Annotated in this window: 11 protein-coding genes; all 11 read right to left on the minus strand. The window is 73.8% G+C overall.

Features of this window, described 5'->3' with window-relative positions; translation table 11 throughout:
• Positions 1–352 precede the first annotated feature (352 nt).
• On the minus strand, positions 353–877 hold the full coding sequence (locus tag ACIPM1_RS20205; protein WP_402436507.1) for a phage holin family protein: 525 nt from the start codon (positions 875–877) through the stop codon (positions 353–355).
• A 64-nt stretch (positions 878–941) separates the two neighbouring features.
• Complete coding sequence (locus tag ACIPM1_RS20210; RefSeq protein WP_356183751.1) at positions 942–1,289, minus strand: VOC family protein; 348 nt, start codon at positions 1,287–1,289, stop codon at positions 942–944.
• 140 nt (positions 1,290–1,429) lie between these two features.
• Positions 1,430–3,406 (minus strand): DUF5107 domain-containing protein, encoded by a 1,977-nt coding sequence (locus ACIPM1_RS20215; protein ID WP_402436510.1) that lies wholly within the window; start codon positions 3,404–3,406, stop codon positions 1,430–1,432.
• Positions 3,407–3,475: 69 nt separating this feature from the next.
• Positions 3,476–4,021, minus strand: a complete 546-nt coding sequence (locus ACIPM1_RS20220) for a GNAT family protein (RefSeq protein WP_356183756.1) — start codon at positions 4,019–4,021, stop codon at positions 3,476–3,478.
• A gap of 46 nt (positions 4,022–4,067) precedes the next feature.
• Complete coding sequence (locus ACIPM1_RS20225) at positions 4,068–5,849, minus strand: CocE/NonD family hydrolase (RefSeq protein WP_402436515.1); 1,782 nt, start codon at positions 5,847–5,849, stop codon at positions 4,068–4,070.
• 163 nt (positions 5,850–6,012) lie between these two features.
• A complete protein-coding gene (locus ACIPM1_RS20230; protein WP_356183760.1) occupies positions 6,013–6,936 on the minus strand; it encodes an LD-carboxypeptidase in 924 nt (307 codons plus the stop codon).
• A gap of 224 nt (positions 6,937–7,160) precedes the next feature.
• The gene (locus tag ACIPM1_RS20235; RefSeq protein ID WP_402436520.1) at positions 7,161–9,203 is read right to left on the minus strand and encodes an LpqB family beta-propeller domain-containing protein; all 2,043 of its coding nucleotides are present in this window, start codon (positions 9,201–9,203) and stop codon (positions 7,161–7,163) included.
• 18 nt (positions 9,204–9,221) lie between these two features.
• Positions 9,222–10,526: a M20/M25/M40 family metallo-hydrolase gene (locus tag ACIPM1_RS20240; RefSeq protein WP_402436523.1), complete on the minus strand. Its 1,305-nt coding sequence runs from the start codon at positions 10,524–10,526 to the stop codon at positions 9,222–9,224.
• Entirely contained in the window at positions 10,519–11,352 is an 834-nt protein-coding gene (locus ACIPM1_RS20245; RefSeq protein ID WP_356183768.1) for a M55 family metallopeptidase, read from the minus strand. The genes ACIPM1_RS20240 and ACIPM1_RS20245 overlap by 8 nt, the downstream gene beginning before the upstream one ends.
• 117 nt (positions 11,353–11,469) lie before the next feature.
• Positions 11,470–12,603 carry a glycosyltransferase gene (locus ACIPM1_RS20250; protein ID WP_402436526.1) on the minus strand — a complete coding sequence of 378 codons (1,134 nt, stop codon included), beginning with the start codon at positions 12,601–12,603 and terminating at the stop codon, positions 11,470–11,472.
• Positions 12,600–15,476, minus strand: coding sequence for a CDP-glycerol glycerophosphotransferase family protein (locus ACIPM1_RS20255; RefSeq protein ID WP_402436529.1), 2,877 nt, complete (start codon positions 15,474–15,476; stop codon positions 12,600–12,602). Before ACIPM1_RS20255 ends, ACIPM1_RS20250 begins: the two co-directional genes overlap by 4 nt.
• Positions 15,477–15,655: the final 179 nt, after the last annotated feature.

The following is a 15,655-nucleotide window of genomic DNA, read 5'->3' on the forward strand; positions in this document are numbered from 1 at the left end:
CCCCACGCTGTCGCGTACCTGGTCGGAGCTTTCCGCGTCCCCAGGGGCCGGGGGCGCAAACACCGGGCGGCGGGGAGGCGGCCGCGAAAAGGAGCCGTGACACCGGTTGGGGGTGTCACGGCTCCCTCGCCGAGCGCGGGCGGGACCGTGCGGCGGGTGCGCCGGTCCTTCGCCGGTACGCGGACGCGGCGGTGCGGCAGGCGTGACGACTTCTTCGCCGGTCGCGGCGGTGCGGCGGGCGCGACGGTCGTGCCTTTCGCGGCGGCGTTGTGCTCCGGCGTGTCGCGCGCGCCTCGCATCGCGTCGCGTCCCGCCGTCACGCGCCGGGCGTCACGCGCTCACGCGCCGGGCGTCACGCGCGGTGGTGCGGTGTCTCCGGGTCGACGACGTCCGGGCGCGGCGGCCGTACGGCGGCCTCGCCGGGGGCGACGGGCGGCTTCGGCGGGACGGGCGCGCTGCCCGCCGCGCCGTGCGGTCCGGCCGGTGCCGTGGCGCCGGCGCCGCCGGCACGGCCCGGCCCGGCGGCCGTCCCGGCCGCCGTTTCGGCGGTGGGCCCCGTCGGCGCCGAGGACGCGTATCCGGCGGCGGAGGGCCGGGCGGCGTTGCGCAGCGCGTAGGCGACGCCGGCCAGGATCGCCGCGGTGATCAGGGCGGCCACCCAGCCGGGCAGGCCGAGGGCCAGGACCAGTCCGACGGTCAGTGCGAGGGCCGCGCCCGCGTAGAGGGCGGCGGCGCCGGACGCGGCGTACAGCGTGGCCGAGCGGCGCCTCTCACGGGCCTGCCGGCTCAGCTCGTCGCGCACGGCCTCGCGTGCCACCTGCGCCAGCTGGTCGACCAGGTGCTTGTCGAGATGCTGCAGATGATCCGAGCGCTCCATACCCTTCGCATACCCGTACAGACGTGCGAGTAACGCCGTCGGGCGTCCGGGCGGGGCCGTCGCGTCAGGCGCGGCGGTCCACGTACTCGTACACCGCGCCGTCCGGATGCATGGCGATCAGGTTGCGGCCCACGGGCGTCGGGACCGGGCCCGCGACGACACGGGCGCCCAGCTCGGTCAGCACGCGGTGGGCCTCGTCGACGTCCTCCACGGCGATCGTCGCGGCCACCTTGCGGAGCACCTCCAGCTCGGCCTCGGGGCCGCTCATCAGCAGGAAGCAGCCGACCGCGGCCACCTGCACGCCGCCGCGCTCGAAGCGGAGCGCCCTGCCGCCCGCGAGACGTTCGTAGAAGGGGACCGCGGTCTCCAGATCGTCGACGCAGACGCGCAGCGTGGCTCCGAGAATCTCCATGCGGACGAGACTAGTTGCGGGCGGCGCGGGAGGAGATCGTTTCGGGCGATCGGCCGGGCCGGGCGAAGGCGCCCCTGCCCGGCGTCCGCTCCCCCCGTCCTTCCCTGTCACTCCCTCCGTCCACTCCCCCTCGGCCCCCCTCAGCGCCCGTCCCCCGGGAGGGAGGGGCGCATCCGGAAGTCGTAGCGCTCCGGCAGGTCCCCGCCGCCGGCCCGCTCCCACACCCGGCCGATCCGCTCGTCCCCCTCCCGCAGGTCGGCAACCTCGAAGCCCTCGTCGAAGACGGCCCGCGCCTGCTCGGGCCGGCCCTCGGCCAGCAGCAGCTCGGCCTCGATCAGCCGGAACCGGCCGCGCGCCCGGGTCGCGGGGTGCAGCCGCTCCCAGACGGCGCGCGCGTCCGCGGGACGCCGGACCCGCAGCAGCGCCTCGATGGCCTCCCGGCCGAGCGCGGCGGTGGCCGCCGTCCACCGTTCGCCGTCGTCGCGCCGTTCGGCGCACAGGTCGTCGAAGGCCTCGACGTAGCGTTCCGCGGCGCGCTCGTGGTGGTCGGCCTCCTGGTCGGCGACGGCGAGGCAGCGCAGCAACGGCCAGAGGGACGGCGCGAGTTCGAGGGCGCGCTCCCAGCTGCGCACCGCCTGCGCCCGGTCGCCCGCGTGCCACTGGGCCACTCCGAGGTGGTACTCGGTGAGCGGGGTGGCGGGCGCCGTCTCCAGCATGTCCCGCCAGTGCGGGGCGACGAGCGTCTGTCCGGGCGGAGCGGCCCGGCGCGGTTCCGGGAAGGTACCGGTGCGCAGCAGTTCCCGCCAGGGCGCCTGGGCCTCGCCGAGGGTGGAGGCGGGGAAGGGGGTGCCGGGCAGCTTCAGGTCCCCGTGCAGCACTTCGAGCGCGCCCCAGCCGGAGCCGGTGGCGAGGATCTCGCCGGGTTCGGCGTCGGCGTGCTCCCGCCACGCCTCGTGGGCGGCCTCGACGTCGGCGCGCGACAGGGCGGCTTCGAGGCGCGCCTCGGTCCGCCGTACGACGGTGTCCCACTCCCCGGCCGGCGGCGGCCCGGCGAGCGGCCCGTACGCCTCCAGCCAGGCCACCTCGCTCTCCGCCTCCAGCCGGACGTGTTCCAGCTGGGTGCGGGCGAGTCCGGCCTGGATCTCGCAGTAGCCGCCGGTGCCGGGCTCGGTGAGCCACCGCTGCCAGCTCCGCCCGCCGGGGCCGCTGCCCCAGACGAACAGCTTGCGGCCGCGCAGCACGTCGGTCGACGTCTGCACCAGCCCCTCACCCCGTTCGTCGAGCGCGGCGATCCAGCGGCGGCGCCCGTCGGGCACCTCGTAGAAGTAGTCGGCGGCGTAGGTGCTGTTCGGCGGGTACGTGCGGTCGACGCCGTCGTGGGCGGGGACCGGCACCCGGCGCAGACTGCGTTCGTAGCCGAAGTGCCAGGCCTCGGTGGCGGGGGCGAGCACCCGGCGCTCCTCGGGGACGGCGATGTTGGACCACCAGTAGGTGGGCACCAGGTGCTCGTGCGGGTTGCGGACGCGGACGCCGACGAGGAGGAAGTCCGAACCCTCCGGCAGCCACAGGTCGACCTGGAAGGGCAGGTCGCGCAGCCGGTCCCACTCCCACAGGCGCAGCATGTCCCCGCCGCCGGGCGCGGGGACGCGGGCCGCGTGCAGGGGCGCGCAGGAGAGGGGGGTGTGACCGGTCGCGCCGATGTTCCACTCGATGCCGCCGGAGAACCAGGCGCCGTTGAGGGCGAAGTTGGCCGGCTGCAACACCGGGTTGCGGTAGAGGAGTTCGCGGCCGGTGGGCCGGTGGACGAGGGAGGCGACCCGGCCGCCCAGGCCCGGCAGGACGGTGGCGCGCAACCGGTCGTTCTCCAGGACCAGGGCGTCGATCGGGCGGGGTCGGCGTGTTCTGCCGTAACCGTCGCGGATCCGCACCGGGAGCAGGCTGTGCAGGGGGGCGTACCCGACCTGCCGGGCCATGTCGCGGGGCAGGTCCTGCCGGTCCCGGTCCTCGATGTGGTGCACCTCGTCGAGCGGCCTGAGCGGGGGCAGCGGATTGTCCGGACCCAACTCGGCGGCGGGCAGCGTCAGTACCTCACGTCGGATCGTCGTCACGATGACCATGGAACCCGGTCGCCGGTGAGCTCGCCAGGGGCGCTGCCGGTCAGGATTGCGCAAAGGCCCGCGCGGGGCTCACCTCCGCATCTCGGCGGTGATCGCCCACCGCTCGTGGTCCCGCCAGGCGCCGTCGATGTACAGCATGTCGGGCGAGAAGCCCTCCAGGCGGAAGCCGCACGCCCGGGCCAGGGCGATCGAGGCGGTGTTGCGCGGCTGGACGTTGATCTCCAGGCGGTGCAGCCCCATCGGGCCGAAGGCGTGTCCGACGACCAGGTCGAGCCCCTCGCGCATCAGTCCGCGCCCCGCGGCGTGCGCGAAGGCCCCGTATCCGAGGGCGCCGGACTGGAAGGCGCCCTCGACGATGTTGTTGATGTTGACGAACCCGGCGATGCCGCCGCCGTCCTTCTCGCAGACGAGGAACCCGGCCCTCGCCGGGTCCTCGATCAGCCGCCCCGCGTACGCCGCGTAGGCCCGCGCGGTGTCGGGCGGGAACAGCCAAGGACGGTGCAGGTCCTTGCTCTCCCGGACGCGCGCGACGAACTCGGTGCCGTCCTCAGGGGTGAACGGCCGTATGCCCACGCGGGGCCCCTCGGCAAGGTGGCGGGAAGCGGTGTGCGGCATACCGCCACCCTATGCCGGGCGGGGGCCGGGGCTCCCGGCCGGCGGGTCAGCGGCCGGCCACCGGCAGTTCCAGCACCCCCGTGTCCCCGGGATCGCTGACCACCGTGACCCGCTTGATCCCGCGGTTGCCGAAGTACGCGTCGTCGCTCGCCGCGATCACGAACCGCAGCCGGTGGCCCCGCTCGCAGCGGTGCACGATCCCGGGCAGCGTCACCGTGAAGCGGCGTGTGACGTCGGGCACGCGGACCGGCGCGACCAGCCGGTGCACGAGCGTCTGGGTGCCGTCGGGCGCGACGTCGTACAGCTTGGCGAAGAGGACGAGCTTGTCGGCGGCGTTCTGGGAGCGCTGCGTCCGCTCGGCCGTCGGCGAGAGGACCCTGAGGGTGGCGCGGGGCGCGCCGACGACGTCGGTGGCGTGCGCGAGCGGCGCGCTGGTCCAGCCGAGGTAGGTGCCGGGCGTGTCGTGGGGCGCGGGGTCGGGCGCACCGACGATTCCGGCGAGCGAGCTCTCCGAGTGGCTGGTGGGGACCAGTTGGTTGGCGTACGTCCGGCTGCCGCGGGCCACCTCGGCGCGGTGGTCGACGAGCTTGCCGTCCCCGGAGAGGTACAGCTTCCGGCTGAGCCCGGGCAGCCGGTCCGCGGTGGCGTAGGTGTTCCCCGGGTCGGTGATCCAGTCGCGGTAGTAGGCGAACCGCGGCCCGGTGTCGGTGTTCGCCCGCTTGCGCAGGTAGCGGTCGAACCAGGCGAGGACGCGCTTGCCGACGTAACTCGTCTCGAGGTTGCCCTGGCTCAGGTTCAGCTCGCCGGGGGCCGGGTCGGTCATGCCGCCGCTGTGCCCCCAGGACTGCCAGATCATCTTGGCCGTGGTGCCCCGCGCCCGGAGCGCCCGGTACGTCGCCGTGGCCTCGTTGAGGTTGAACAGGCTGTCGGCCTGGCCCTGGACGAGCAGGGTGGGCGCCTTGACACCGCCGAGGTAGGACACCGGCGAGACGCTGCGCGCGTACGCGAGCATGTCGGCGGTGCGGTCGGCCGGGTAGCTGCCGGAGTTCAGGGTGCGGACGGTCTCGCAGGCCTTGCTCACGAAGTGCAGGCAGGCCACGGAGTTGACGCGGGACGGGTCGGTGTTCGGCTCGAGCAGCGGCTGGCCCTCGCCGATCAGGTAGAAGCCGTTGGTCCACTGCCACTTGAAGACGCCGGGCACGTCGCCGCTGCCGACGGCGTTGTCCGGGTCGAGCGAGTACGCCAGGTCGTTCCAGGTGATCAGTGGTACGAGCGCGTCGACCCGGTGGTCGACCGCGGCCGTCGCCATCTGGATGGCACCTCCGTAGGAACCGCCGATCATGCCGACGCGGGGGTCGCCCGCGCCGTCCAGGGTGACGAAATCGGCGCGGGTCCCGTCGTCGGCGGCCCGCCCGCCGCCCAGGAAGTCGATCAGCTTCGAGGCCGCCTTCCCGTCGATGCCGGGTTCGTCGAGCGAGATGAGGCAGCCGGACCTGCCGAAGCCGAGTCCGGAGTAGATCAGGGAGACGTAGCCACGCCCGGCGAGGGCCTTGCCGATGGCGTCCGTCGTGCCGTCGCTCTTGCTGCCGCCGAAGCCGTTGGTGGCCAGCACCGCCGGAGCGGGGTGGGCGCGGTCCACGCCCGCGGGCCGGTAGAGGTCCGCGTCCACGACGCAACTGCGGTCTCCGGCGCGGACGGTGAACTTCAGCGGGGTCACGGTGTACGGGGCGGCGGCGGCCGCCGGCGCGGTGAGCGCGAGGGGTGCGGTGAGCGCGGCGCCGAGGGCGAGGGCGAGCGGGGCACGGCTTCTGGGCACACGACGGGACACGAGACCTCCACGCTGAGGACAACGCTACTTACCGACCGGTAAGTACCGGCCGGTTGCCATGCTGTGGCAGGTGTCGGACGGGGTCAATCGGGGCGCCTGGGGTTTCTTGACGGATATTCGGTGAAGACCGCTCCGCCGGACCGCGGCCGCCGGACCCGCGGCGTCAGCGCAGCGCGGGCTCGTCGAGCGTCAGGGTGCCCCGGTCCGCGTCGAGTTCGGCGGCGACTCCGAAGGGGACGGTCCACGCTCCGTCGCAGTGGCCGAAACCGAACTCCTCGGCGACGGGGACGCCGAGACCGCCGAGCCGGTCGGCGAGCAGCGCGCGCACCCGGCCGGCGTCCTCGCACCCCGTCCACGACCCGAGCAGGACCCCGCGCACCCCGTCCAGCCAGCCCGCGCGCAGGAGTTGGGTGAGGTAGCGATCGAGGCGGTACGTCTCCTCGCCCACGTCCTCCAGGCACAGCAGACCACCGTCCGCCGAGGGCCGGGCGTGCGGGGTGCCGAGCTCGGCGGCGAGCAGGCTCAGGCAGCCGCCGAGGGTGACGCCGCGGGCCCGCCCGGGAACCAGGGCCGCGCCGTCGGAGAGGAGGGTGCGGACCGACTCCGGCGCGAACAGGGTCGCCCGCAGGTGCTCCTGGGCCCGCGCGTTCTTGATGAAGTCGATGCCCGCCGCCATCGGCCCGTGCAGCGTGACGAGCCCGAGGCGGGTGGCGAAGGCCTCGTGCAGCGCGGTGATGTCGCTGAAGCCGACGAACACCTTCGGCCCCGCCGCGCGCATCGCCTCCCAGTCGAGCAGGTCGACGGTCCGCTGCGCCCCGTATCCGCCGCGGGCGCACAGCACCGCGTCCACGGACGGGTCGCACCACGCGCTCTGCAGGTCTGCGGCGCGATCGGCGTCCGTGCCCGCCAGATAGGCGAAGGTGCCGTCGCGGTCCAGTACGTGGGGTGCCACCACCGGGTCCAGGTCCCAGCCGCGCAGCACGTCGAGCCCGGCCTGCAGCCGCTCCTCGGGGACGGGGCCGCTGGGCGCGACGACGGCGACACGGGCGCCGGGGGCGAGTCGGGACGGGCGGACGAGCGGCTTCACGGGGCGGGCTCCAGGGTCGTTCTCTCGGGCGGCCTGCGGGGCCGGCCGCCGCACGAGCGGCCGTTCCACGGACGGATCCGTCGTCGCACGGGCGGACCGGTCGTACCACGGACGGGTCCGTCGTGGCAGGGGCGGACCGGTCGTACCACGGACGGGTCCGTCGTGGCAGGGGCGGACCGGTCGTACCACGGACGGGTCCGTCGTCGCGCGGACCGCCGGCGGCGTCAGGGACCTCCAGTATCGGCTGTGCCCGCGGCCGCCCTCCCCCCGCGGTGGCCCGGGGTCAGCTCCAGCGTGGGGACCCCGGGTGGGCGCAGCCGGAACACCTGGGCGTAGAGGGACAGTTCGGCCTCCAGTGCGCGCACCATCGTCTCGGCCCGGCGGAAACCGTGCCCCTCGCCCTCGAAGGCGATGTACGCGTGCGGCACCTGTCCGCCCGCCGCCACCCGTTCCAGGAAGCGCTCGCACTGGGCCGGCGGGCAGATCACGTCGTCCAGGCCCTGGAGCAGCAGGAAGGGCACGGTGACGCGGTCGGCGTGCTCGACGGGCGAGCGCTCGGCGTACCGGCCGGGCACCTCGGCGTAGGGCCCGACCAGGGTCTCCAGATACCGCGACTCGAAGTCGTGGGTCGCCTCCGCGCCCCAGTTCGCGAGGTCCAGGACCGGGTAGATGATCGTGCCGCAGGCGTAGACGTCGGTGCCGGTGAGCGAGGCGGCCGTGGTCCAGCCGCCCGCGCTGCCGCCCCGGATCGCCAGCCGGGCCCGGTCGGCGGTGCCCTCCTCGGCGAGGGCGAGCGCGACGGCGGCGCAGTCCTCCACGTCGACGACACCCCACTGCTCACGCAGCCGGTTGCGGTACTCCCGGCCGTACCCGGTCGAGCCGCCGTAGTCGACCTCGGCGACGCCGATGCCCCGGGAGGTGAAGTAGGCGATCTCCAGGTCGAGCACGAGTGGCGCCCTGCCGGTGGGGCCGCCGTGCGCCCACACGACGTAGGGCGGCAGCTCGCCGCCGGGTGCCACGCACGCCGGATGGTGCGGCGGATAGATGTGGGCGTGGATGTCGCGCCCGTCCGGCCCGGTGAAGGTGCGGATCTGCGGCTCGGGGTAGTACGTGGGGTCGACGGGGTCGTCGTGAGCGGCGCCGATCACCCGGGCCGCCCCGGCCGGGATGCCGCCGGGCCCGTCCGGAGCGGCCCGCGGGGAGGTGTCCAGCTCGACGACCTCGTAGGCGCTGCGGGGGCTGGCGCCCACCGCGAACACCCGTCCGCCCCGGGTCGCGAGCGTCGGCTCGAACTCGGTCCAGGGCCCATCCGCGTCGACGATCTCCCCGGTCTCCGGGTCGAGCGTGCCGAGCGCGCCGGCGCCGCGGCCGTGCACCACCGCGATCAGCCCGTTGTCCAGCGGGGCGAACCAGCGCCGGCCGAGATTCCACAGCGGGCCGCCGAACTCCTCCTCGCGGGGGCACAGCGGCTCGCCGTCGCGGTAGAGGTTCCACCAGCCACCGCGGTCGCTGGAGTACAACAGCGCCCCGTCCGGAGCCCATTCGGCCTGGCAGACGGATTCGTCGGGGCCGCCGGCGACGGTGCGCGGCCGGTCCAGCGTGCCCCCGCCGCCCACGTCGGCCATGACCAGTTCGGTGCCGTCCCACGGCATCCTCGGGTGGTCCCAGGCCAGCCACACCGCCCGCCGCCCGTCGGGCGAGAGCCGGGCTCCGGTCACGAAGCGGTGCCGGTCGTCGGTGAGTTCGCGCACCGCGGCCCGGTCCTCGGCGGCCGACCCGTCCATCGGTACCGCGGCCAGGACCCGCCGTACGTCCGTGGGCCGGTCGCCGGTGAACTCCTCCAGCACGCACCAGACCTCGTCGTGCTCCGGGCGGAACCGCGGTTCCGCCCAGCGCAGTCCGCCGCCCACCGGGGAGAGCGGGGTGAGCGGACGCGGTGCGGTGCCGGGCCGCCAGCGGTACAGCCGCTGGTCGGCGAAGTTCACGAACACCACCAGCGGCGCGCCGTCCCGCACCTGCCCGGCCCACGGCCGGCCGCCGTACTCGACGACCCGGCTGCGCACGTTCCACGGCGGGGGCAGCACGGACTCCTCGGCGCCTCCGGTGTGCCGGCGGACCAGGGTGCGGCGGCCGCCCTCGGTGGGCCGCGGCTCGGTCCACCACACCTCGTCGCCGACGAGGCCCACCCACTCGGGCCGGCCGTCGTGCGCGGCGGTGAGGGCCGCCTCGACGGGCGAGGGCCAGGAACCGTACGGCACGGTCTGCACGTTCTCCTCCTCGCGGATTCAGACGGTCCGCAGGAAGCGGTCGAGGACGCGGACGCCGAAGTGGAGCGCCTCCACGGGTACCCGTTCGTCGACCCCGTGGAACAGGTTGTGGTGGTCGAAGCCCTCGGGCAGCTTCAGCGGCGCGAATCCGTACCCGGTGATGCCGAGGCGGGAGAACTGCTTGGCGTCCGTGCCGCCCGCCATGCAGTACGGCACCACATGCCCCTCGGGTGCGAACGCCCGCACGGCGGCGCTCATGGCCGCGAACGTCGGCGAGTCCACCGGCGCCTGGAGGGCCACCTCGCGGTGCTCGAACTCCCAGGCCACGTCCGGGCCGGTCAGCCGGTCGAGGGTGGCGCGGAACTCCTCCTCGCCGCCGGGCAGATACCGTCCGTCGACGTGGGCCACGGCCTCGCCCGGGATGACGTTGACCTTGTAACCCGCCTCGAACATGGTGGGGTTGGCGCTGTTGCGGACGGTGGCCGCGACCAGGTCGGCGGCCGGGCCCAGCTTCTCCAGCAGCAGGTCGACGTCCCGCAGGTCGGTCTCGACGCCGTACAGGGCGGCGAGTTCGGTGAGGGCCGCGCGGACCGTGGGGGTCAGCCGCAGCGGCCACTCGTGGGCGCCGATCCGGGCGACCGCGGCGGCGAGCCGCGTCACCGCGTTCTCCCGGTTGACGCGGGAGCCGTGGCCGGCCCGGCCGCGCGCGGTGAGCCGCAGCCACGCCGTGCCGCGCTCGCCGGCCGCGATCGGGTAGAGCTGCCGGCCGGCGCCGTCGTGGAAGGTGAACGCGCCCGACTCGCCGATGCCCTCGGTGCAGCCGTCGAACAACTCCGCGTGCCGGTCGGCCAGGAACCCCGCGCCGTCCTCGGCGCTGGCCTCCTCGTCGGCGGTGAAGGCGATCACCACGTCGCGCCGGGGGCGGACGCCGAGCCGGGCCCAGGAGCGGACCACGGCGAGGATCATCGCGTCCATGTTCTTCATGTCGACCGCGCCCCGGCCCCACACGACGCCGTCGCGGACCTCTCCGGAGAACGGGTGCACGCTCCAGTCCCCGGCCTGCGCGGGCACCACGTCCAGGTGACCGTGGACGAGCAGCGCGTCCGCCGACGGGTCGGTGCCCGCCACGCGGGCGACCACGTTGGTCCGGCCCGGGGTGCGCTCCAGGAGCGCGGGGTCGAGGCCAGCCCCGGCCAGCCGCTCGGCGGCGTACTCGGCGGCCGGGCGCTCCCGGCAGTCCCCCCCGCCGCGGTTGGTGGTGTCGATGCGGATCAGGTCCGAGGTGAACCGCACGACCTCGTCCAGTGCCTGCTCGTCAGCCATACTGCTCCTCCACCGCGGCCGAGACGATCGTGGTGACCGCCTTGAAGGCGCGGATCGCCTCGTACATGGTGGCGCTGGTGTACGCCACCTTGCGCTCCCCGATCCGGTCCACTCCGGGGACGACCGTGGCGGCCATCGCCAGGTGCTCGGCGTCGAACTCCAGCGCGACGGTGTGCGGGCCGCCGACGACCGGCTCGTGCCGGACCGCCAGCGCCGCCGCCTCCTTGGCCGCCGCGCGGATGTCGGCGGCGGTGCGGGCCGGTGTGCGGCACACGGCCGCGTACCGCGACACATGGTCCTTGACGGCCACCTTCAGCGCCTCGGGCGCGTAGCCGAGCGCGTCCTCGCAGGCCACGTCGTCGCCGGTGACGAGGACGACGGGGACGCCGTACTCGGCGACCACCCGTGCGTTCAGCAGGCCCTCGCTGGCCCGTACGTCGTTCAGCCACACACCGGTGATGGAGTTGGCGAGGTACGTGTGGGCGAGCACGCCCTCCATGCCGGCGCCCGCGTGGTAGCCGACGAACGCGATGCCGTCCACGTCGCCGTGCTGCACGCCCTCCACCATGGACAGCGTCTTGTGCCGCCCGGTGAGCATCCGCGCCCGTTCGTCCAGCCGCTCCAGGAGCAGGTTGCGCATCGTCGAGTGGGCCTCGTTGATCAGCACCTCGTCGGCGCCGCCGTCGAGGAAGCCCAGCACGGCGGCGTCGACGTCCGAGGTGAACATCGCCCGGCACCGCTCCCACTCGGGCGTCCCCGGCAGCACGTCGGCCGGCCAGGTCACCCCGGTCGCGCCCTCCATGTCGGCACTGATCAGGATCTTCATGACGCCTCACGCTACGCGGTGCGCCGGAGTCCCGCCCGGACCTGTGGAAAACTCTCACCGGTCCAGACCAACAGCGGCGCCCCGGCACCGCGGTGCCGGGGCGCGAGCCGTGCGAGGTCAGCGGTCCAGGAAGTCGAAGAGCTCCTCCCAGCGGCGGGTGATGGCCTCCGGGTCGAAGCGCTGGACGCTGCGCAGGGCCTCGTCGCCCATGGTGTCGCGCAGGGCCTCGTCGGACATCAACCGCACCAGGTGGCGGGCGAGTTCGGTGGTGTTGCCGGGGCGGGCCAGCAGGCCGTCCCGTTCGTGGCCGACGATCTCGCGCACGCCGGGCGCGCAGTCGAACGCCACGCACGGCACGCCGCAGGCCATCGCCTCCAGCAGGACCAGCGGGAAGCCCTCGCCCCGGGAGGACTGCACGAACACGGAGGAGGCGCGCAACGCGCCGGGCACGTCGTCGGTCTGCCCGGCGAAGTCCACCGAGTCGTCGAGGCCGAGCTGGGCGCACTGCCGGCGCAGCTCCGCCTCGGCCTCTCCCCTGCCGTACAGGCGCAGGGTCCAGCCGGGTTGCTTGGGGGCGGCCTCGGCCCACGCGTCGAGGAGCAGGTCGACGCCCTTCTCGTGGGACAGCCGGCCGATGCTCGCCACCACCTTCTCGGTGCGCGGCGACGGCGCGTCGGGCACGATCGGCAGCGGGTTCGGCATGAAGCCGACGTTGTTCATGCCCTCGCCCACCCAGCGGTCGGCGTCCTCCTGGGTGAGGGCGAGCAGCCGGTCGGCGTCCTTGTAGTACTTCTTCACCCGCGCGAAGCGGGACGACTTGCGGGCCGTCTCGAAGGACTCGTGGGTCATGCCGATGATCCGGTGCCCGGTGGTGTCCGCGAGCGCCACCCACTCCATCGCCCACACCTGGGTGACGACGATCATCGCGCCGGGACGGGCGGCGCGGAACAGCGCCGTGAGCCGGTCGGCGGCGGACCGCATGTGCGCGTCGTGACGGCGCACGGCCGGGTCGGCGGCGCCGAGCAGCCGGCGCGGCCGGGGGCGGCCGGGCGGGCGCCGGGCGTACAGGGTCACCGTGCGGAACGGCGGGTCCTCGCCGAGGTCCATCGGGTGGTTGGCCGGGGCGATGCCGGCGATCGTGACCCGGTGGCCGCGTCCGGCCAGCAGCTTGGCCATCTGCGCCTGCCAGCGGCCCACGCCGCCGAGTTCGTTGACCTCGTTGGCCACGAAGAAGATGTCGCGCTCGGTCATCGGGCCTCTCCCGCGGGTCCGAAGAAACGGTCCACGATCCGAGCCGCCGCGTCGCCGCGGTCGTACTCGCCGTACTTGTCCACGAACTCCTTCAGCCGCGCCTCGTACTTGGCCTGTACGGCACTCAGGTCGCCGATGGCGGCGAAGAGCTCGTCCTCGGTGCGCGGCACCGGGCCGGGCGCCTCGGCCAGCAGGTCGAAGTACGTGCCGCGGGTGTCCTCGGCGTACTCCTCCCAGTCGTACGCGTAGAACACCAGCGGGCGTTGCAGCAGCGCGTAGTCGAACATCACCGAGGAGTAGTCCGTGATGAGGCCGTCGGCGAGCAGCAGCAGCGGGGTGATGTCCGGTTCGGTGCTCACGTCGACGACGCGGCCCGCCACCGACGGCGGCAGGGTGAGCCGGTTCAGGTAGTGCGCCCGTACGAGGAGGGTGTACTCGTCGCCGAAGCGGGCGGCGAAGCGCTCGACGTCGAAGCCGAACTCGAAGCCGCGTACCCGGCCGTCGGAGTTCGCGCGGAACGTGGGCGCGTACAGCAGCACCCGGCGGTCGGGGTCCAGGCCGAGGCGTTCGGCGAGGCGCTGCGCCTCGGGGCCGGGCGCGGCGCCCTCGCGGGCCCGCACCAGGGCGTCGTTGCGCGGGTAGCCGGTGCGCAGCAGCTTCTCCTCGGGGATGCGGTAGGCGCGGGCGAGGGTGCGCACGTCGTGCTCGCTGCGGACCACGAAGTGGTCGAAGCGGTCCAGCGCCTGCTGGTAGGCGCGCTGCTCCGGCTCGGACATCATCCGGTGGGTGGGCTCGTGGAAGCCCATCCGCTTCAGGGCCGAGCCGTGCCAGGTCTGGATGTAGGTGGTCTCCGGGCGCTTGGTCAGCCGCAGCGGGAAGCCCTGGTTGTCGATCCAGAACTCGGCCTGGGCGAGCGCCCGGAGGTAGCGCCACGACCACCGGCGCACCAGCTCGGCGTCCTCGGGGAAGCCCTCGGGACGCTCGCCCGCGTAGGACCAGATCGGGGTGATCGGCACGCCGCGGCGCCGCAGCTCCTCGTAGACGGCGCGGGGGCTGTCGCTGTACTGCTTGCCGAGGTGGCTCTCGAAGACGACCGTGCCCTTGCGGACCGGCAGTCTGCGCAGCATGCGCTCGTAGACCTGGAGCTTGCGGTCGCCGGAGTTGAGGTCCTTGCGGACGGCGCGCAGCTTGCGGTAGGCCCCCTTGGCGGCGCGCGCGGGGCGGCCGTGCAGGTTGCGCTCCACGGCGGCGCGCCCGACGCGGGCGACCTGGCCGTGCTGGGTGAGCCGGAAGGCCAGGTGCCCCTTGGCCGACACCTGGGCCTCGAGCCGGTCGGCCATCAGCCGGGTGAGCCGCGGGCGCACGGGCACCGCCTGAGCGTGCTCCAGGTCGACGGTGCCCACGGTGAGCCGGCTCGTGGTGCGCCGGCCGTCCGCCGTGAGGTGCAGCCGGACGTCCCAGACGTCGTCGACGATGCCCAGCGGCCTGAGCCGCCGGGCCAGCGGCACCTCGGCCCGCCAGGCGATCGTGTCGCCCTGGTGGCGCGGCGCCGGCACCGGGAAGCGGAAGGTCTGCAGACTGCGGCGGCGGGCGCGGAACTCCAGCTCGGCCGAGAGCTCGGCGTCCGCGGCGACGGTGTGCAGCGGGTTGACGATCTCCCCGGCGAGGACGACGGTGTCGCCGCTCGCCGTGTACTCGGTGAGCCGGTTGCGCAGGGCCATCTGGTCCAGCCGCTTGGCGTGGTAGCCGAGGGTGGTGACGTCGAGGACGGCGCGCATCTCCGGGTCGTCGAGATAGCGGTCGGTCCAGTAGACGCGGCCGTCCCGCTCGGTGAGCGGCGCGGAGATCTTGTGCCGGTTGATCAGTGTGTCGATGGCCGGCATGAGGTCGGTCCAGTCCTCGCGCAGCAGCAGCTGGGCGCAGATCGCGTGGACCCGGTCGAGCTCGTCGTACGCCGCCTCCGGGAAGTCCTGGACGTAGCCGCGGGCCAGCTCGGCGAAGCGGTGGCGGTACCCGTCGTCGAGGAAGGGAAGTTCCCGCAGGTAGAGCACGAGGTCGTGCTTGAGGAACTTGATGTCCTTCCACAGCTTGAGCCCGTCGAGGCCCTTGCGCTCAAGGATCGCGTCGATCCGGCGGTGGATCTCCACCCGGTCCGCGAAGTTGTTGATCTCACGGCGTCGGTTGCTGATCGACTTCACGGCCGTCTTCTCGACGACGTTCCAGTAGTAGACCGTGTTGGGGATCAGGGTGATCCGCCGGGCGGCGAGGTAGGCCTGGGCCGAGAAGAGCAGGTCCTCGTAGTGGATGCCGCGCGGGAAGGCGAGGTCGTTGTCGAGGAGGAAGTCGCGCCGGTAGCACTTGTTGGTCGACAGGGTGTCGAAGACGAACAGGTCCGGCAGCTCGCTGACCGAGTCGACGGTACGGGTGGCGCGGTACAGCCAGGGGTACCAGGCGACGCGCTTGTCGTGGCGGCTGTCGGTGTGAACCCGGACACACAGGCCGGAGATCAGCTCGGCGCCGGTGCGGTCGCCCGCCTCGACCATGTTGCGGCACGCGTTCGGTTCCAGCGTGTCGTCGCTGTCCAGGAACATGACGTAGCGGCCACGGGCGACCTTGACGCCCTGGTTGCGCGGCTCCCCGCAGCCCCCGCTGTTCTCCGGGAGCCGGATCGCGCGGACCCGGTCGGGGTGGGCCGCGGCGAGCGCCTGCGCGACCTCGTGGGAGCCGTCCGTCGAGCAGTCGTCGGCGATGATCACCTCGACATTGCGCAGTGTTTGCTCAAGGACGGAACCTACGGCCGTCGGAAGTCGCTCTTCGTCGTTGTAGACGATGACGACAACACTGACGTCCGGATCGGGCGCGATGGTCGACACGGCCACCTCTCGTCTCTGTTCCGTTCGTGTGCGGCAGGGTGGACGCAACCCTACAGGGTGTAGGGATCACGCTCGCCCGCACCCCCTCCAAACTACGTCAATGCGACAATACGCCGTCGTCCTGACACACAGAACCAGACGGCCGGACACTCGGGGTGACGCCCGCGGACCCGGCACGC

It is taken from the genome of Streptomyces sp. NPDC086766, assembly GCF_044746005.1.
GTDB lineage: Bacteria > Actinomycetota > Actinomycetes > Streptomycetales > Streptomycetaceae > Streptomyces.

What these genes read in the sequence shown, in the direction of transcription:
- ACIPM1_RS20240 (WP_402436523.1), bottom strand. Translation starts at nt 10,526, where the DNA reads ATGGCTGACGAGCAGGCACTGGACGAGGTCGTGCGGTTCACCTCGGAC.
- ACIPM1_RS20250 (WP_402436526.1), bottom strand. Translation starts at nt 12,603, where the DNA reads ATGACCGAGCGCGACATCTTCTTCGTGGCCAACGAGGTCAACGAACTC.
- ACIPM1_RS20245 (WP_356183768.1), bottom strand. Translation starts at nt 11,352, where the DNA reads ATGAAGATCCTGATCAGTGCCGACATGGAGGGCGCGACCGGGGTGACC.
- ACIPM1_RS20210 (WP_356183751.1), bottom strand. Translation starts at nt 1,289, where the DNA reads ATGGAGATTCTCGGAGCCACGCTGCGCGTCTGCGTCGACGATCTGGAG.
- ACIPM1_RS20205 (WP_402436507.1), bottom strand. Translation starts at nt 877, where the DNA reads ATGGAGCGCTCGGATCATCTGCAGCATCTCGACAAGCACCTGGTCGAC.
- ACIPM1_RS20215 (WP_402436510.1), bottom strand. Translation starts at nt 3,406, where the DNA reads ATGGTCATCGTGACGACGATCCGACGTGAGGTACTGACGCTGCCCGCC.
- ACIPM1_RS20220 (WP_356183756.1), bottom strand. Translation starts at nt 4,021, where the DNA reads ATGCCGCACACCGCTTCCCGCCACCTTGCCGAGGGGCCCCGCGTGGGC.